We start from the raw sequence: 16268 nt of genomic DNA on the forward strand, positions 1-16268 counted from the left end.
AAGTGGTTGTAGAGGGTTCTGATGCGTACGTCGGCGCGGCGGGCGATTTCTTCGAGTGGCGCGTCCGGGCCGAGGTCTGCGAAGGCTGCGCGTGCGGTGCGCAGGATGCGCTGGGCGTTGCGCGCGGCGTCGGCGCGCAGGGGGCGCTCGGTGTCGGTGGCCATCTGGACAGGTTAGCAACCTGCAGTCGGGTGCAAGTTTTGTGCTAGCTTCGCTTCGAGGGAATTTGCAGTCAGGTGCAAGATTTTGTCGATGGGGGAGTTCCGGTGAAGGTGAGCGTCGAGGTCGACAAGTGTGTTGCCGCTGGTCAGTGTGTGTTGCTCGCGCCGGAGGTGTTCGATCAGCGTGAGGAGGACGGTGTCGTCGTCCTCCTCGACGAAGCGCCCGCGCCGGAGCTCCACGACGCCGTCCGCGAAGCGGCCATGGTCTGCCCCGCTGCGGCCATCCACCTGGCTGAGTCATGAACCGGGTGGTGATCGTCGGCGCGTCAGCCGGCGGTCTGGCCACGGCGGAGACGCTGCGCAGGACGGGATACCGGGGCCTGATCACGCTCGTCGGGGACGAGCCGGAGCTTCCCTACGACCGGCCTCCGCTGTCCAAGCAGTTGCTGGCCGGGCAGTGGGAGGCGGACCGGCTGGCCCTGCGCACGGCCGCCGCCATCGACGATCTCGGACTGGAGCTGCGCCTGGGCGTGCCCGCGACCGCGCTCGACACCGCACACCGCGTCGTGACGCTGGCCGACGGGTCCCGCATCCCGTACGACGCCCTGGTCGTCGCGACGGGCATCCGCCCTCGCAGGCTGCCGGGCTGCCCGGACGGGGTGCAGGTGTTGCGTACGCTGCCGGATGCGCTGGCGCTGAGGGAAAAGCTGCGGCCGGGACGGCGGCTGGTCATCGTCGGCGCCGGGTTCGTCGGCGCGGAAGTCGCCGCCACCGCCCGTGGGCTCGGGGTCGAGGTGACGATGCTGGAGTCGGCGCCGGTCCCGCTGGCGCTCGCCGTCGGCGAGGAAACAGGCCGGTTCCTGGCCCGCCTCCACCACGACCACGGCGTCGAGATCCGCACGGGCGCCGCCGTCAGCGAGATCACCGGCACCGGTGTCCGGCTGGCCGACGGGGCCGTCGTCCCGGCCGACGACGTACTCCTGGCCATCGGTTCCGTGCCCAACACCGAATGGCTGAGCGACAGCGGCCTGACCGTTCACGACGGGCTCGTGTGCGACGAGTACTGCGCCGCCGCACCCGGCGTGTACGGGGTCGGCGACGTGGCCCGCTGGCACAACCCCTTGTTCGGCACGGACCTGCGGATCGAGCACCGCACCAACGCCGCCGAGCAGGGGATGGCCGTCGCCCGTGCCATCCTCGGCGAACCCCGGCCGTTCGCCCCGGTTCCGTACTTCTGGTCGGACCAGTACGACGTCAAGATCCAGGCCTACGGCCACCTGCGTGACCACGACGAAGCACTTGTCCTGGACCGCGACCTCGCGGCCCGGCAGTTGCTCGTCGCCTACCGCACGGGCGACCGGCTGACCGGGGTGCTCGCGGTCGGCAAGTCTCCCAAGCTCCTGCGTGCCTGGCGCGCGCTCATCGCGGCCCGTACCCCATGGGCGGCCGCCGTCACCACCGCCGCATAGGAGGATTTCCATGACCACCCCTGACACCGAACTCCCGATCTTCCCGGGTGACCGCGCCCCTCGCTGCCCCTTCGACCCCGCCCCGGAGTACACGCAGTGGCGTACGGCGGGCGGTTTGCGGCAGGTGAACTGGCAAGGCCACACGGTCTGGGCGGTGAGCCGCTACGAGGACGTCAAGACGGCGATGACCGACCCGCGCGTCAGCGCGGAGGTCGCCGCGCAGCAGGCCGATGGCGAACATCACGGCGACACCATGCCCAAGGTCTTCCCCCGCATGGACGACCCCGAGCACGCCGTGCTGCGGCGGATGCTCACCAAGGACTTCACGGTCAAGCGGGTCAACGCCCTGCGGCCCGAGATCGAGAAGATGGCGAACGAGTTCATCGACGCGATGGTCGCCGGCGGCGACACCGCGGACCTGGTCCAGGCGTACGCGCTGCCCATCCCGTCCCTGGTGATCTCGCTGCTGCTCGGCGTGCCGTACTCCGACCACGGCTTCTTCCAGGAGATCACCGGTGTCCTGATGAGCCGCACCGCCACCGAGGAGGAGAAGCAGCAGGCCAACGGGAAGATCTTCGGCTACCTGTACGAGCTGGTGGCCCGCAAGGAAGCCGAACCGGACGACGCCCTGATCAGCCGCCTCATGCAGGAGTACCTCCCGACCGGGGAGCTGACCCGCGAGACCATCGCGATGAACAGCTTCATCCTGCTCAGCGCCGGCCACGAGACCACCGCCAACATGATCGGCCTCGGCACCCTGGCCCTGCTGGAGAACCCGGACACCCTGGCCCGCCTCCGCGACACCGACGACCCCAAGGTGATCTCCGGCGCGGTCGAGGAGCTGCTGCGCTACCTGACGATCGTGCACAGTCTCGTCGCCCGGGTGGCCAAAGAGGACGTCGAGATCGGTGGCACGCTCGTCCGCGCGGGCGAAGGGCTGATCATGAACCTGCCCGCCGCCAACCGCGATCCGGCCTTCCTCGACGACCCCGACACCCTCGACATCGACCGCAACGCGCGCGGGCACATGGCCTTCGGCTACGGCGTCCACCAGTGCCTCGGCCAGACGCTCGCCCGCGCCGAGCTGGAGATCGCGCTGCCCGTGCTGCTGCGCCGCCTGCCGAACCTGCGGCTCGCCGTGCCGCCGGAGGAGATCCGGTTCCGCAACGACATGAGCATCTACGGCGTCCACGAGCTGCCCATCACCTGGGAGTAGCCATGGCAGCCCTTCCATCCGACGGCCGGGTCGCCATCGTCACCGGCGCCTGGCCGGCTGCATGCACACCGGTCCCGCCTTCGTGTCGCGGGCGACGGGGTCAGTCCCAGGTGGGGAGGAACTGCTCGGGGTAGCGGGCGCCGAAGCCGCCGGTCGGCAGGATCTCGGCGACGCGCTTCAGGTCGGTGTCGTCGAGGACCAGGTCGGCGGCGGCGGTGTTCTCCGCCAGTCGCTGGACGCTGCGGGTGCCGGGGATGGGGACGATGTCGTCGCCCTGTGCCAGGAGCCAGGCCAGGGCGAACTGGGCGACGGTGGCGTCCTTGGCGGCGGCCAGGTCGGCGAGGCGGCGGGTGGCCTCGAGGTTCTTTTCGTAGTTGCCGGGCTGGAAACGGGCGTCCCAGCTGCGCATGTCGGTCTGGTCGTACTCGGCGCCGGGCTTGGCCTGGTCGGTGAGGAAGCCCCGGCCGAGCGGCGAGTAGGGGACGAACCCGATCCCGAGCTCGCGCAGGACCGGGAAGAGGACCTCGACGTCCCGCTCGAACAGGGAGTATTCGGTCTGCAGGACCGAGACGGGCTGGACGGCGTGTGCGCGGCGGATGGTGTTCTCGCCCGCCTCGCTCAGCCCGAAGTAGCGGACCTTGCCGGCGTCGATGAACTCCTTGACCGTGCCCGCGACGTCCTCGATCGGCACGTTGGGGTCGACGCGGTGCTGGTAGAGCACGTCGATGACGTCGACGCCGAGGTGACGCAGGCTGTTGTCCACGACCTCGCGGATGTGCTCGGGGCGACTGTCGACCCCGCCCTCGCGGGTGCCGGTGAAGTCGAAGCCGAACTTGGTGGCGATGACGACCTCGTCACGCACCGGCGCGAGCGCGGCGCCGACGATGCGCTCGTTCTCGCCCTGGCCGTAGAGCTCGGCCGTGTCGAAGAACGTCACGCCCAGCTCATGGGCACGGCGGACGGTGGTGATTCCGTCGGTCTCGACCGAGGGTCCGTACGCCATCGAGATGCCCATCGCGCCATAGCCCAGCGCCGACACCGTCAGCCCCTGCTGTCCGAGGGTCCGCTGCTTCATGCTGCTCCGCCCTTGTATGTGAGAGTGCTCTAACATTAAGTAAGAGTACTCTAACATTGAAAGGGAGGGAGAATCGATCGCCGTGAGCAGATCCACAACGCCGAAGCGCGGCTACCACCACGGCGACCTGCGTGCTGAGCTGATCCGCGAGGGTCTGGCGCTCCTGGCCGAGACGGGGGTCGCGGGCTTCTCCGTGGCCAAGGTCGCGGCGCGCGCAGGCGTGTCATCGGCGGCGCCGTACCGTCACTTCCCCGACCGGGATTCCCTGCTGGCGGCCTGCGCGGCCGGCATCATCGGCAACATCACCGACGTTCTCATAGAGGCGGCGGAGGGGGCCGGGCCCGATCCGGTGGACCGCCTCGCCGCCACCGCGGGCGCCTACACCCGCTACGTGCTGGGCCACCGCGCCGGCCTCGATCTGCTCTACTCCTACGATTTCGCCGAGCCCCACCGCCAGGCGATCCAGGAAGAGACCCGCCGCTTCACGGCCGCCCTCATGACCCTGGCCTCGGACGTCCTGCCCCAGGACACCTCCTGGGCCGACACCGCCGATTTCGTCTACGTGCACCTGTCCACCACGCACGGCTACGCCACCCTCCTGTTGAAGGGTGCCCGCCCGCCGCGGGGTGTCGAGGATCATGCGGCCCGCGCCGTCACCGCGGCCAGGGACCATATCACCGGGCATCTGCTGCGCCTGCGCGAAGACTCCTGAACGGCGCTCCAGCGCGTACACATCCCGGGCGTGACCCGTGGCGCCGCCGCTTCGGGTGTGCTGAACTCCTCCGTGGGCGCGTTGCCCGTGCGGACGGTGAGTCCTAATGGTCGGCCGGGACGGGCCAGTGGTCCGGCTTCAGTGTCAGCGGCGCCGCGGCCGGCAGCGGGCTGGCCGCGCTCGGGGACAGGGCGTCGAGCAGGAGCGTGACGTAGCGCCGCCAGCCATCGCTGTCGGGGTCCGTCGTCCACAGCGCGCCGATGAGCATGCCCACGATCGTGCGCAGGTCGTCGGGCAGGAGATCGGCACGGATCAGGCCTGCCTGCTGGCCCCGGCGCGTGAGCAGGGTCAGCGACTCGAAGAACCGGTCGGCCACCTCCGCGGTGATGGCGCGCATGTCTTTCGCGGCGGCCAGGGTGTTTCGCTCGCGGGCCGCTACGGACATCGCGGCCTCCAGCAAGGTGACCAGCCCGCGTCTGGGGTTCTCGTCGCCGAGTGCCTGCTCGGTGGCCGGGGAGATCATCTCCGCCATGATCTGGTCGATGGCCGCCCGGATGAGCTCCTCCCTCTCGGGAAACCGGCGGTAGAGCGTCGCGATGCCCACCCCGGCCCGATCCGGAGCACGCCCGCCTGCGCCGGATGTTGACCAAGGATTTCACCGTCAGGCGGGTGCAGGCGATGCGCCCGCAGATCCAGGAGATGGTGAACGACATCCTCGACAAGATGATCGGCAAGGGGCAGCCGGCGGACCTCGTCGCCGATTACGCGCTGCCCGTCCCGTCACTGGTGATCTCGCTGCTGCTCGGAGTGCCCTACGCCGACCACGAGCTCTTCCAGGAACACAGCGCCGTCGTGGTCAACGTCAACGCCTCGGCGGAGGAGAAGGAGGCGGCCAGCGCGGGGCTCTACCTCTACCTGCTCGAACTGGTGGCGCGCAAGGAACGTGAGCCGGGGGACGACCTCCTCAGCAGGCTGATCGCCGAGCGGGTCACCACCGGCGAGATCAGCCGCGAAACAGCGGCGGTGAACGGGATCGTCCTGCTGATCGCCGGGCACGAGACCACGGCCAACATGATCAGCCTGTCGGCCCTCGCCCTCCTGCGGGACCCCGAGGCGCTGGCCCGGATCCGCGACGCCGAGGACCCGGCCGTGATCGCGAACGCGGTCGAAGAGCTGCTACGTTATCTGACCATCGTCCAAGACCTGATCGTGCGGGTGGCCCTCGAGGATCTCACCGTCGGCGGGCAACTGATCCGGGCCGGAGAGCAGGTGGTCATGAACCTGTCCGCGGGCAACCGGGACGCGGCGTACTTCACCGATCCCGACCGGCTCGACCTCGCCCGCAACGCCCGCGGGCACCTCGCCTTCGGCTACGGCGTTCACCAGTGCCTGGGACAGACGCTCGCGCGTACGGAGCTGGAAATCGCCCTGCCCGCACTGCTGCGCCGGCTGCCGGGGCTGAAGCTGGCCGTGCCGGCCGAGCGGTTGAAGTTCCGGAACGAGATGGCCACGTACGGCGTCCACGAGCTGCCGGTCGGTTGGTGACGCCACCATGAGCGACCTGCACAGCAGCCGGGCGGCCGCGGTCACCGGCGCCGCGTCCGGCATGGGGCTCGCCGTCGACCTCACATGCGCGTTTCTCTGCTCCGACGAGGCCGGCCAGGCCATCGGCGTCAACGGGGGCTACAACATGTGAGTAAGCCCGCCGACCGGCGGACGCATCGATGTGGAGGGAGAAACCCAATGAGTACCGCACATGAGCGGAGATTGCCTCTCGACCTGCGGGAGCGCCAGGAGTTGTGCGACCTTCTGGCCGAGCTCGGGCCGGACGCCCCGACGCTGTGCGCGGGGTGGACCACGCTCGACCTGGCCGCGCACCTGGTGCTGCGCGAGCACTTCGCGCGATGGACCGACGAACGAATGGCGATCGAGAAGGCCAAGGGCCTCGCGGCCCTGATCGATCGGCTGCGCGGTGGTGCCCCGCTGGTTCCGTGGCGCCTGCCCGGGATCCGCACACTGATGAACGGCGTCGAGTACTTCATCCACCACGAAGACGTTCGGCGAGCCAACGGCCGAGGCCGGCGGATCGACCGTCCCGACCTCGAAGCGCTCGCCTGGCGGATGACCGGCTTCACCGGCCGGCGGGCCGCCCGCCAGATCCGACCGTACGGCTTGGAGCTGCGCCGGCCCGAGGGCAAGCCTCGTCAGTTCGGTTCGGCCGGAGGCGCCGTGCTCAGCGGTGAACCGACCGAGCTGCTGCTGTATCTCAGCGGGCGCCGTGACACGGCCCAGGTCACTCTCGAAGGCGACGCCGACGCCGTCGCCGCGCTCCGAGCCGCACACACCGCCGTTTGACCCTCCACCCGAGACGGCCCCTCAGCCGCCGAACCGACCAACTCCCTTTGAGTGCCTACCGGAGGCCAAGTTGAATGCGGCAGGCCGGATGAAGCCAGCGATACTGGTTGTCCGCCACATCCTGCGTCACCTCGACGAGCCACACCTCGTTCAGGAGCCAAGTCGCCCGTCCAGGGCGTACCTGGCGGCGAAGAGCTTCCTGCACGGGGCCCGAGTCGAACGATTCGAGCCCGTAGCCGAGCGTGAGGTGCGGGGGGAGGGCTGAATACTCGACCGACCCGGTGCCCAGCACGGAGACGACGGCGGCACGCACCCGCTCGTAGCATTCGTGGAGCCGCTGCCCTGGCAGATCCTGGTCGAGGTCCAGGGCCACTCCCGTGGCGCCGGCGAGCGCCGGGCCCACCGAAAGCGTGAAGGGTTCGACCTCGGCGAGCGCGGCGGCCAGGGCCTCACCCAGCGCCTCTCGCTCCTGGGCGCCGATCTCCGCCCCCGTGACTCCCGTGATCAGCTGCAGGGTGGCCTTCAACCAGGCGTCGGGGACGATCTGGACACCCGGGAACCGGCCGATGACCGCCCGGCAGTCCTGGACCAGGGCCGCGAGTTCCTTGTTCAGCTCAAGGTCGGGGACCAGATAGACGTGCAGCTTCGTGATGCCCTCCGGCCAGACGGCGTTGCCCTGGATGAACCTGTCCATGCTTGTCTCCCTCAGTTCGCTGCTAAAGACGGAAGCGCGCTGCCTCTGAGGAGGTGGTGACGTTCGAGCGTCATCCGGTTCAGCCTCGGATCTCGGGCAGCCAGTTCTTTGAGCCGGGCCAGCCGCGCCCGATGGACGACCCCCTCGGGTGTGGTGTCATCGAGCAGCACGCTGTCGTCGAACCACGGCCGAAGGTGCTCGCGCACCTCTTCGCGGTAGGCCGCGATGCCCGCGCGGAGGTCGTCGCCCTGACCGAGCGCCCGCGCCAGCATGAGGCTTTGCGAGAGCGCGTGGCTGATCCCGCGCCCGTGTGCGGGATTGGTGGTGAACAACGCGTCTCCGGCTCGTACGACCGCCGTCACGTCCTCGGAAACGGCGGTCCATCGATTGCCCCGGCTCGCGAAGCTCAGCACAGGTGACGTCGGGGTGCTCGATTCGGGGAATGTCCAGGGCCCCAGGCCGGGAACACTTCTGAAGATCGTGGCATGAAATGCGGGATCTCTGAGGCGCCGTCGCATGGGCCACTGCGGGCCGCAGGTCACGACCGCGTGAAAGATGTCCCCCGGGCCGCGAATGATGGACGCCTCCGCGCCGTCAGGCAGCCGCATTCGCCCGGTGACCACGCTGGACAGAGGCGGCACCCGCGCACCCGGCACGAGCCGGTAGCGGACCGAGTGGAAATCGCGGGGTGACCCGTGCTGCTCTCTGATCGCGGTGGACTCCGCGGTCCAGGTGCGTCCGTGCGTGCCGGTCGCGTCGATCACACATGCAGCGGTCAAGGTCATCGAGCCCCCAGGCCGCCGCCGCACCTGCGCGCGTGCCGTTTGCCCGGCCGCCGTGACGTCGACGAGGCGAGAACCGCTCAGTACGCGCACTGCTTTCGCCCGTACGGCCTCCGCGCGTAAGGCCGCGTCGAGCATCCAGCGCTCCATGAGCAGCGTGCCGACCGGCGGACCACCACCTTCGAGCAGACTCACCACGGTGCCGCCGATTCTCAGCACCCGTTCAAGCACCGCGGGAAGCTGCTCGCCGAGCACGGCCAACCCCTTGCCCAGCATCCCGTGAGGATGCCTGATCTGCGCGACACCCGAGGCGCACGGATCCTCGGTCGAACGGGCGGGAGCGGGGTCGATCAGCACCACCTCCCGGCCCGCCTGTGCCAGCAGCAGCGCTGAGGACAGCGCGGCGATCCCGCTGCCCGCCACGACGATGCGGCCGCCTCCACTCGCGGACGGGACGGATTCGGTCACCGCTTCGTGCCGACGACGACAACCCGTGGACTGTCCTGTGGGTCGAGGGGATCTCCGGTCAGCGATCCGTGAGCAGAGGTCATGGTCAAACCCGCCTGCGCGAGCAGGGGTTCAAGCTCGGCCGCGGTGTACAACTCGAAGATCCCCGAGAAAGTCGCATGGCTGGAGCCGTCGGAATAGGAATAGTCGATGCGCAGCGCCCGGCCGGCATTCACAACGGTGCGGTCCTCTTTAACGCGGATGTCGTCCGTCTGCCAGTTTCTCTGCGTGTGCTCTGGCTCCGTTCTGATGGCGTCGGCGTTCCAGACGTCGAGGACCAGGTGTCCGCCCGCGTCGAGGCAGCCGGCCCATCGGGCCAGCACCTCCGGCACTTCCCGCTGCCCGATGAGAGCGAATGTGTTGTACAAGCAGAGAACCGCTTCATAATTGCCGGCTGGAGGCGTCCGCATATCGCCTTCCAGCACGTTCACGGGCAGTCCCGCGCAGGCGGCGCGCGCTGCGGTCACGCTGGTCGGACTCTGATCGATGCCCGTCGCGCGCACCCCACGCCTGCCGAACTCGTGCAGGTGACGTCCTTCGCCGCAGCCGAGATCGAGCACGTGCGAGCCGGTGCCCAACGTGCATGACCGCATGAGGAAGTCGATCTCGCGGGAGGTCCGTTCGGGCGTGAGAATGTTCGCCACGGACCGCGAATACCACGACCCGTGCCCGTAGTACGCCTCGGACCAGTGCTGCTCGGGAGAAGCGGCACTCTGTCTGGCCGGGTTCATCAAGGATTCCCTTCATGCGAGGCTCTTGGATGCGGAATGGTCGCAAGGAGATTCCTCGAAACGCGTCATCGAGTCAGCATCCGGCACACCTCCTGGATGTTCTTCGGCGACTCGGTCCACCCCGGTCTCGCGAAAACCCGTCCCGAGGTCTCCAGAATCGTTTCCAGATAGCTGAGCCCGTTGGCCTTGGCGGTCATACCGGTCATGTGCGCATCCACGATCAGGTCGACGATGCCCGTGCGGGCATAGAGTTCCGCCGCACCGCTGACCACCAACAACTCGCATGAGGGCAGACCCGGCTGATCGAAATAGCGGGCCGCGATGGCGGGATACTGGGTGGCCACCGTGATCCGCTCGCGGGTCCGCCAGTCACGGCATTCCTCCGCGCCGAGGATGCCCACGCTGCATCGCTGATATCCGGTGTCGTGGAGTTCCACGAGGTCCACACCGGCCTCGACAACGTAGTCGAATCCGGTGATCACCAGGTCGGCCAGGCCGTTGGCCGCCAGATAGGGGAGATCGTTGGATCGGGCGCAGATGACGATGAGATCCTCGGTGTCGAACCTCAGACTGCGGCCGCCGGCCTCCCCAAGGAGCGAGCCCGTGAGCGTGGCCACTTCCTCAAGGAGGCGGCCGGTGTTCGGAACGCCGAGGATGACCCTGCTCTCCCCGGCGAGGTCGCCGAAGCGCGTGAGGTTCGCGACCCCGGTTGTGCGCAGCATTACCAGCTTCCCCCGATCGTGTGGATGAGAAAACGCAGCGGCAAAAGCCGATCCCGTCTCCGCCCGGCGCCAGGTTCACTGAGCAACCTCCACGTCGCACCCCCGGGCCGCATGGAGCTTGAAACCGAACTCCTGCAACAGGAAGGTCGGCACCAAGGGCTTCCGATAGGCGGCCGCGAAACTGCGTCGGATCATCGCATCGAGGGCGTCGACCTGAGCTCGACTCGACGCGCCGAAAATACGGGCGCAGCGCCGGAGACTCGTATGTGTGACCTGACCGTCCAAATGCGCGAGCGCGGTGGACACCTCGGACGGAGAGGGAAGAGCGGCATTCCTTTTCACGAAGAGACGCTCACCGGCGAGTTCGGAGACCTGTCCGGCATTCGACAGAGCGACGTCGACTTCTTCGAAGGACGTCGCATTGCGTACTGTCCGAACGAGCCGACTGCGCCGGGCCACCGCGCGCAGGAGGTAGGTGCGCGCGATGGACGCGTCACGGTCCAGAACCACCGGGTCCAGGCCCGCCTTGATGTCCACCGTGGCCACGAGCCCCTGGCAGGCCAGCAGCATCATCAGGCTCGCCTCGCTGGGAAACCAGGCGAGATCCGCGTACGTGCGTCTCGCCACGCTGCGCGGAATGACCTGCTCATTGATCAGGGGGAGCTCGGCCTGCGCCCGCCTGAGCTCCGCCGGGGACAACTCACCGTCCAGGCCGGCGCCGACCACGGTCACGACCGCTTCGATCCCACTCGCGTCGCACGCGGCCAGCAGAACCGCGTCCAGCGCCGGACTGCGCAGCCCCGGTTCGTCCCCGGTGGCGAGCACGTCGCCGCCGACGTCAACCAGTTCGATCACGTCGACCTCGGTCTGCGCACACAGTCTGGCCAGTTGCCGGCCCAGGTTCTCGACACCCTCGGTGACGTCCAAGAAGAACACGTCGGAGCCCGAAACCTCGACGAACCTCGGCAGGGGAGACCATCCACCGGGAAGCGACGTCGTGGGGGCTATGCGCCGGCCGCGAGGATCTCGGACGAGACCGGAGAGGTCACCAGGTCCTCGTGGCCCGGGACGCGGATCGAGAGCCGACCGCTCCCAGACGGGCGCGGCGAATGCGATCGTCTGGTCCAGAGAGGGGAGTTGTGAAAGCGCCCAAGCGGCGATCAGATCACCGGAGCCGCCGGATGCGACACATAACCGCCTTGCCAACATGTCTCCCGTCAGTACGCACCTGGCCGGGCCTGTGCCTCGGCCGAGGTTGCCTTTTCGCGTCTTATACGGTGTCGTCCAGTTGACGCCGGCAAACGTTCGGGCCATCGCAAGAATTGCCTGTCTACCGGCCCTTCGCGAATGTGAACCTCTCGATGTGTTGCTCTGTTTCAGCAAATTCTGCATTGTCGGCCATGCGTGTCCCAGGGCATTCACCGGGCATTTGCCGGACATCACATCGAGTCGCCAGGGCGTGAATCGCCGACCGGAAGGGCCGCATTGTCGCCCAGTTCGACGGCCCCGATCGTCCGGTCCTGGCCCGCCGTACCTCCGTGCCGTCCGCCGGGCCGAACCGCTCCTCACGGCCCTTCCCCTGGTTCGGTTTTCGCGATGCGTTGATCGGGGACTTCAACACAGGCGGCCGTTACTGCCGCTGAACTCGAAAGATGGGCATACGTGGACGATCTCGTGCTGTTAACACCGGCGGAATTCCCGCGTCATGGATGTCTGTCACTGTTCCCGCCAAGCACGCACAGATCAGAACGCCGGGGGAGGAGTGCGATGAGTCCCGAACGTGGGCGTCTCGCCTCGCGCCGCTCTGGGCTTGAGGTCCGAGCCCCGCTGCCCAACCGCTTGTGATCCCCGACGTCCGTCGACCCCATCTCCGGCCGCCTCAGCTCTCCTCCGCCCTTCCCCGCTCCGCCTCGGAGGCTCCATGTCGCAGGCTCTTCCTCCCTCCGCACCCGAATCCGCCCGGCATCCCGTCGACCAGACGCTGCCACCCGCCCGGCTGGGGATGCTCGGTCTTCAGCACGTGCTGGTCATGTACACGGGGTGCGTCACCGTCCCCCTGGTCTTCGGGTCGGCGGCCAAGCTGGACACCGCCACCATCGGCCTGCTGATCAACGCCGACCTGCTGGTGGCGGGCCTGGTCACGCTGATCCAGGCGCTCGGCGTCGGCAAGGTGCTGGGCGTGCGCCTGCCGGTCGTCGCGGGTGCCACCTTCACCGCCGTGACCCCGATGATCCTCATCGCGAGCGAGTACGGCATGCAGGCCGTGTACGGGTCGATGATCGCCGCCGGAGTCTTCGGGCTGCTGGTGGCGGTGCCCTTCGCCCGCGCGGTGCGTTTCTTCCCACCCCTGGTCAGCGGCACGGTCATCACCGTCATCGGGCTCTCCCTGATCGGCGTGGCGGCCGGGCTGATCGCGGGCCAGGACCCCACCGCCAAGGACTACGCGCGGCCCTCGCACCTGGCCCTGGCCGCCGGCATCGTGCTGTTCATCGTGCTCGTCAGCCGCTTCACCAGCGGGTTCCTGTCTCAGGTGGGCGTGCTGCTGGGGCTGGTCGGCGGCACCCTGGTCGCCGTTCCGATGGGGTTGACGGACTTCTCCGGGGTCGGCGCCGCAGACTGGCTCGGTGTCGCCGCGCCCTTCCATTTCGGCGCCCCGCAGTTCCCCATCGCCGCCGTGGTGTCCATGTGCGTGGTGATGCTGGTGACGTTCACCGAGTCCACCGCCGACATGCTCGCGGTGGGCGAGATGACCGGCCGCCCGCTCTCCAACCGCGACCTGGCCCGCGGCCTGGCCGGCGACGGCATGTCCGGGGTCCTCGGCGGCGTCATGAACGGGTTCGTGGACACCGTGTTCGCCCAGAACGTCGGCCTCGTCGGCATGACCAAGGTCCGCAGCCGGTACGTGGCCGCCGTCGCCGGAGGCATCCTGCTGCTGCTCGGGCTGGTGCCCAAGCTGGGTGAGGTCGTCGCCGCCCTCCCCGGCCCGGTGGTGGGCGCGGCCGGGCTGGTCATGTTCGCCACGGTCACCGCGGTGGGCATCGACACGTTGCGCAAGGTGAAGTTCGAGGGCACGAACAACCTGCTGATCGTCGCCGTCTCCATCGGCGTCGGCATGCTGCCCGTCATGGCTCCGTCGATCTACCACGCCTTCCCGACCTGGGTGCAGATCGTCGGCGGCAGTGCCATCACCAGCGCGACCGCGGCGGTGTTCCTGCTGAACCTGCTGTTCAACCACACGCCGAGACGGAGGACGGCCGAAGCCGCCGTGGAGAAGGAGGCCGTGCTCCCCGTGGCGGACACGCCGTGAGCCTCCGGCCGGCGCGATGGCGTAGAGCGTCCGGTTCGGCGGGCACAGCAGCTCGCCGCATCCCGGGCGAACCTCGCAGGACGCCTACCGGGGTTGCGGCGACGCCGCGGCCGCGTCGCGCAGGGCCGGCCACACCCGGTCGCGGGGCTGTGGGCGACGCGCCGGCCGACGTAGCGGACGGTGTCGTCCGGGGTCCTCCTCCGGGTGCTCGTGGCGGGCGGTGGAGAAGAGCCGTTCCGGCGCATCGTGACGGGTGAACGCCGAGGGCCTCCGACGTGTCGATCGAGACGATGCGGGCGCGGGCGTGCGGGGAGCGCGGCAGCTTCATGCGCAGCACGGGGCCGGTGACGATCGTGGTGAGGCCGCGGCCGGCGGCGGTGGGCAGTCTGTGGGGGTGGGTCAGGCGGGGTCGAGGGCGTCGGTGTCGCCGACGTACAGGCGGACGACGCCGCTGACGTAGCGGCCGCCCTTGACGTCGCCGGGCACGACCAGGCGCGGGCCTTCCTTGTCCAGCTTCGCGCCGTCCTGGGCGACGGCGAGCAGGACCTTCTTGCCGGAGAAGGACGGGTCGAGTTCGGCCCAGGCGAGGGTGGCGCGGTAGCCGTCGGAGCCGGTGGCGGTGACGACCAGGCGTAGCTGCGCGTTCTTGAGGCCGGGGTCGATGCGGGGCTCGGTCGGTTTGAGGACGTCGGCGAGCAGGGGGCCGGTGAAGGTGTGCTTCTCCGGGCCGTGGGAGGTCTGGTAGCGCACGCGGACGGTGTGCTGGGGAAGGCTCCGCAACCGCGCCATCGTGAACGAGCGCGGGTGCTCGACCTGTCCGCGAACCTTGACCGTTCCAGCAGCGCTCTGCCGGCCGGCGGATGAGCCGGCGGATGAGCCGCCCGTGGACGCGGTGGCGGGAAGCGGCGCGAGCGCGGTCAGCAGCGCGGACGCGAGCGCGACCGCGGCGGCCCGGCGGCGGGAGGTACCGAGGGTCATGAGGTGCTCTCCGATCTCGTGGATGCCATGGCAGAACGGTAGATCATGCCGCTGATGCGGTGGAAGACCGGTATTCAGGCTGGAATGTGCGGAGGGTATCGTGAGGCTTGTGACGACGTTTCGGATCAGCGAGGCCGCGGCGCTGCTCGGGGTCAGCGCTGACACCGTCCGCCGGTGGGTGGACGCGGGTCGGCTGGGAGCCGAGCGGGACGAACACGGCCACCGCCAGGTCAACGGCGCCGACCTGGCCGCTTTCGCCCGCTCGCAGATCGAGGAGAGCGGCGATGGCAGCCGTTCCTCGGCGCGTAACCGCTTTCGCGGGATCGTCACCGACGTGATCCGCGATGCGGTGATGGCGCAGGTGGAGATCGCCGCCGGGCCGTTCCGGGTGGTGTCGCTGATGAGCCGCCAGGCCGCGGACGAGCTGGGCCTGGAGGTGGGCGTGGTGGCGGTCGCCGTGATCAAGTCCACCAACGTCGTCGTGGAGATTCCCGGTCACGAGCGCGTGGCCAGCTATTTGTGAGGAGCCCCCCTTGGTGTTCAGGCGTCTTTCCCGATGGGCGATCGCCCTGCCCGTCGCACTCGCGCTGGCGGGCCTGTCCGGTTGCGGCTCCGGCGAACCGGCCACGACCTCGGCCTCGGCCTCCGCGTCGGCTTCCGCGGGCGGCGGCGGGGCCAAGGAGGTGACGGTGTTCGCGGCGGCCTCGCTGACCGGTACGTTCACCGAACTCGGCAAGACCTTCGAGGCCGCGCACCCGGGTACGACGGTGAAGTTCAACTTCGGCTCCAGCGCGACGCTGGCCCAGCAGATCACGCAAGGGGCACCGGCGGACGTGTTCGCCGCGGCGAGCCCGGCCACGATGAAGACGGTCACTGACGCGTCGCTGGCGAGTTCGCCGACCACGTTCGTGCGTAACAAGCTGGAGATCGCCGTGCCGAAGGACAATCCGGCCAAGGTGGACGAGCTCAAGGACCTCACCGACAGCAAGGTGAAGGTGGCGTTGTGCGCCGAGCAGGTGCCGTGCGGGGCGGCGGCGGTCAAGGCGCTGGACGCGGCCGGGCTCAAGGTCAAGCCCGTGACGCTGGAGCAGGACGTCAAGGCCACGCTGACCAAGGTCGAGCTGGGCGAGGTGGACGCGGCGCTGGTCTACAAGACCGACGTGATCGCCTCGGCGGGCAAGGTGCAGGGTATCGAGTTCCCGGAGGCGGACAAGGCGATCAACGACTATCCGATCGCCACCCTGGCCAAGGCGCCGGCCGGTGACCTGGCCAAGCAGTTCGTGGACCTGGTGCTGTCGCAGCAGGGCAAGGACGTGCTGACCAAGGCCGGCTTCGAGGCTCCCTGATCCAGGATGAGCTCTTCGGCGCCGGAACAGCTCGACTCGGCGGGTCCGCGTGGCGGGCCCGCCGGGGGTCCGGCCACGGGCCGCGAGGTCTCCGGGCGGCTGCCGTGGATGCTGGTCGTGCCGGCGCTGGTCGGGCTGGCGTTCCTGGTGCTGCCGCTGGCCGGGCTGCTGATCCGCGCCCCCTGGTCCACGCTGGTGCGGCGGCTGGCCGAG

Annotated in this window: 19 protein-coding genes and 1 pseudogene; 11 read left to right on the forward strand and 9 right to left on the reverse strand. The window is 69.2% G+C overall.

Features of this window, described 5'->3' with window-relative positions:
- Positions 1-164: TetR family transcriptional regulator (locus ABZS69_RS66060; protein WP_355395187.1), on the reverse strand; the 164-nt coding region annotated here is incomplete at its 3' end.
- A 102-nt stretch (positions 165-266) separates the two neighbouring features.
- Between ABZS69_RS66060 and ABZS69_RS66065 the strand changes: the two genes are divergently transcribed.
- Genes ABZS69_RS66065 through ABZS69_RS66075 form a run of 3 tightly spaced genes read left to right on the forward strand, consistent with a single transcriptional unit; the run spans position 267 to position 2846 of the window.
- Positions 267-464 carry a ferredoxin gene (locus ABZS69_RS66065; RefSeq protein ID WP_355395135.1) on the forward strand — a complete coding sequence of 66 codons (198 nt, stop codon included), beginning with the start codon at positions 267-269 and terminating at the stop codon, positions 462-464.
- Positions 461-1630 (forward strand): FAD-dependent oxidoreductase, encoded by a 1170-nt coding sequence (locus ABZS69_RS66070; RefSeq protein ID WP_355395138.1) that lies wholly within the window; start codon positions 461-463, stop codon positions 1628-1630. Before ABZS69_RS66065 ends, ABZS69_RS66070 begins: the two co-directional genes overlap by 4 nt.
- Positions 1631-1640: 10 nt before the next feature.
- Positions 1641-2846 (forward strand): cytochrome P450, encoded by a 1206-nt coding sequence (locus ABZS69_RS66075; RefSeq protein ID WP_355395141.1) that lies wholly within the window; start codon positions 1641-1643, stop codon positions 2844-2846.
- 100 nt (positions 2847-2946) lie between these two features.
- Here the strand turns inward: ABZS69_RS66075 and ABZS69_RS66080 are convergent, their stop codons facing one another.
- Positions 2947-3921, reverse strand: a complete 975-nt coding sequence (locus ABZS69_RS66080) for an aldo/keto reductase (RefSeq protein WP_355395144.1) — start codon at positions 3919-3921, stop codon at positions 2947-2949.
- Between the two features lie 82 nt (positions 3922-4003).
- On the opposite strand from ABZS69_RS66080, the gene ABZS69_RS66085 reads away from it, so the two are divergent.
- Positions 4004-4633 carry a TetR/AcrR family transcriptional regulator gene (locus ABZS69_RS66085; RefSeq protein ID WP_355395147.1) on the forward strand — a complete coding sequence of 210 codons (630 nt, stop codon included), beginning with the start codon at positions 4004-4006 and terminating at the stop codon, positions 4631-4633.
- 103 nt (positions 4634-4736) lie between these two features.
- On the opposite strand, the gene ABZS69_RS66090 is transcribed toward ABZS69_RS66085, so the two are convergent.
- Entirely contained in the window at positions 4737-5237 is a 501-nt protein-coding gene (locus ABZS69_RS66090) for a hypothetical protein (protein WP_355395150.1), read from the reverse strand.
- A gap of 35 nt (positions 5238-5272) precedes the next feature.
- Between ABZS69_RS66090 and ABZS69_RS66095 the strand changes: the two genes are divergently transcribed.
- Genes ABZS69_RS66095 through ABZS69_RS66105 form a run of 3 tightly spaced genes read left to right on the forward strand, consistent with a single transcriptional unit; the run spans position 5273 to position 6988 of the window.
- Positions 5273-6178: a cytochrome P450 gene (locus ABZS69_RS66095; protein ID WP_355395153.1), complete on the forward strand. Its 906-nt coding sequence runs from the start codon at positions 5273-5275 to the stop codon at positions 6176-6178.
- A 7-nt stretch (positions 6179-6185) separates the two neighbouring features.
- A complete protein-coding gene (locus ABZS69_RS66100; RefSeq protein WP_355395156.1) occupies positions 6186-6329 on the forward strand; it encodes a hypothetical protein in 144 nt (47 codons plus the stop codon).
- A 47-nt stretch (positions 6330-6376) separates the two neighbouring features.
- Entirely contained in the window at positions 6377-6988 is a 612-nt protein-coding gene (locus ABZS69_RS66105) for a maleylpyruvate isomerase family mycothiol-dependent enzyme (protein ID WP_355395159.1), read from the forward strand.
- Positions 6989-7043: 55 nt separating this feature from the next.
- Here ABZS69_RS66105 and ABZS69_RS66110 read toward each other — a convergent pair whose 3' ends face one another.
- The 5 genes from ABZS69_RS66110 to ABZS69_RS66130 form a co-directional block, all read right to left on the reverse strand.
- The gene (locus ABZS69_RS66110) at positions 7044-7682 is read right to left on the reverse strand and encodes a 2'-5' RNA ligase family protein (protein ID WP_355395162.1); all 639 of its coding nucleotides are present in this window, start codon (positions 7680-7682) and stop codon (positions 7044-7046) included.
- 11 nt (positions 7683-7693) lie between these two features.
- Entirely contained in the window at positions 7694-8932 is a 1239-nt protein-coding gene (locus tag ABZS69_RS66115) for an FAD-dependent monooxygenase (protein ID WP_355395165.1), read from the reverse strand.
- Positions 8929-9615 (reverse strand): class I SAM-dependent methyltransferase, encoded by a 687-nt coding sequence (locus ABZS69_RS66120; RefSeq protein ID WP_355395168.1) that lies wholly within the window; start codon positions 9613-9615, stop codon positions 8929-8931. The genes ABZS69_RS66115 and ABZS69_RS66120 overlap by 4 nt, the downstream gene beginning before the upstream one ends.
- Before the next feature lie 152 nt (positions 9616-9767).
- Positions 9768-10424 (reverse strand): ATP phosphoribosyltransferase, encoded by a 657-nt coding sequence (gene hisG / locus ABZS69_RS66125; protein WP_355395171.1) that lies wholly within the window; start codon positions 10422-10424, stop codon positions 9768-9770.
- 75 nt (positions 10425-10499) lie between these two features.
- Entirely contained in the window at positions 10500-11864 is a 1365-nt protein-coding gene (locus ABZS69_RS66130) for a DUF1152 domain-containing protein (protein ID WP_355395174.1), read from the reverse strand.
- A 481-nt stretch (positions 11865-12345) separates the two neighbouring features.
- Here ABZS69_RS66130 and ABZS69_RS66135 point away from each other — a divergent pair, with 481 nt between their 5' ends.
- Complete coding sequence (locus ABZS69_RS66135; RefSeq protein WP_355395177.1) at positions 12346-13731, forward strand: nucleobase:cation symporter-2 family protein; 1386 nt, start codon at positions 12346-12348, stop codon at positions 13729-13731.
- 399 nt (positions 13732-14130) lie between these two features.
- On the opposite strand, the gene ABZS69_RS66140 is transcribed toward ABZS69_RS66135, so the two are convergent.
- The gene (locus ABZS69_RS66140; protein ID WP_355395180.1) at positions 14131-14709 is read right to left on the reverse strand and encodes a molybdopterin-dependent oxidoreductase; all 579 of its coding nucleotides are present in this window, start codon (positions 14707-14709) and stop codon (positions 14131-14133) included.
- A gap of 109 nt (positions 14710-14818) precedes the next feature.
- Here ABZS69_RS66140 and ABZS69_RS66145 point away from each other — a divergent pair, with 109 nt between their 5' ends.
- The 3 genes and pseudogenes from ABZS69_RS66145 to ABZS69_RS66155 all read left to right on the forward strand — a co-directional run.
- Positions 14819-15232: a helix-turn-helix transcriptional regulator gene (locus ABZS69_RS66145; protein WP_355395183.1), complete on the forward strand. Its 414-nt coding sequence runs from the start codon at positions 14819-14821 to the stop codon at positions 15230-15232.
- Between the two features lie 13 nt (positions 15233-15245).
- On the forward strand, positions 15246-16055 hold the full coding sequence (gene modA, locus ABZS69_RS66150; RefSeq protein ID WP_355395185.1) for a molybdate ABC transporter substrate-binding protein: 810 nt from the start codon (positions 15246-15248) through the stop codon (positions 16053-16055).
- Between the two features lie 6 nt (positions 16056-16061).
- A pseudogene (locus ABZS69_RS66155) lies at positions 16062-16268 on the forward strand (molybdate ABC transporter permease subunit); the annotation flags it as partial.

The organism is Nonomuraea sp. NPDC005650 (genome assembly GCF_040605375.1).
Classification (GTDB): Bacteria; Actinomycetota; Actinomycetes; order Streptosporangiales; family Streptosporangiaceae; genus Nonomuraea.

Coding starts and splice junctions, on each gene's coding strand:
- ABZS69_RS66070 (WP_355395138.1), top strand. CDS start 461: ATGAACCGGGTGGTGATCGTCGGCGCGTCAGCCGGCGGTCTGGCCACG.
- ABZS69_RS66075 (WP_355395141.1), top strand. CDS start 1,641: ATGACCACCCCTGACACCGAACTCCCGATCTTCCCGGGTGACCGCGCC.
- ABZS69_RS66080 (WP_355395144.1), bottom strand. CDS start 3,921: ATGAAGCAGCGGACCCTCGGACAGCAGGGGCTGACGGTGTCGGCGCTG.
- ABZS69_RS66095 (WP_355395153.1), top strand. CDS start 5,273: ATGTTGACCAAGGATTTCACCGTCAGGCGGGTGCAGGCGATGCGCCCG.
- ABZS69_RS66100 (WP_355395156.1), top strand. CDS start 6,186: ATGAGCGACCTGCACAGCAGCCGGGCGGCCGCGGTCACCGGCGCCGCG.
- ABZS69_RS66105 (WP_355395159.1), top strand. CDS start 6,377: ATGAGTACCGCACATGAGCGGAGATTGCCTCTCGACCTGCGGGAGCGC.
- ABZS69_RS66110 (WP_355395162.1), bottom strand. CDS start 7,682: ATGGACAGGTTCATCCAGGGCAACGCCGTCTGGCCGGAGGGCATCACG.
- hisG (WP_355395171.1), bottom strand. CDS start 10,424: ATGCTGCGCACAACCGGGGTCGCGAACCTCACGCGCTTCGGCGACCTC.
- ABZS69_RS66130 (WP_355395174.1), bottom strand. CDS start 11,864: ATGTCCGGCAAATGCCCGGTGAATGCCCTGGGACACGCATGGCCGACA.
- ABZS69_RS66135 (WP_355395177.1), top strand. CDS start 12,346: ATGTCGCAGGCTCTTCCTCCCTCCGCACCCGAATCCGCCCGGCATCCC.
- ABZS69_RS66140 (WP_355395180.1), bottom strand. CDS start 14,709: ATGACCCTCGGTACCTCCCGCCGCCGGGCCGCCGCGGTCGCGCTCGCG.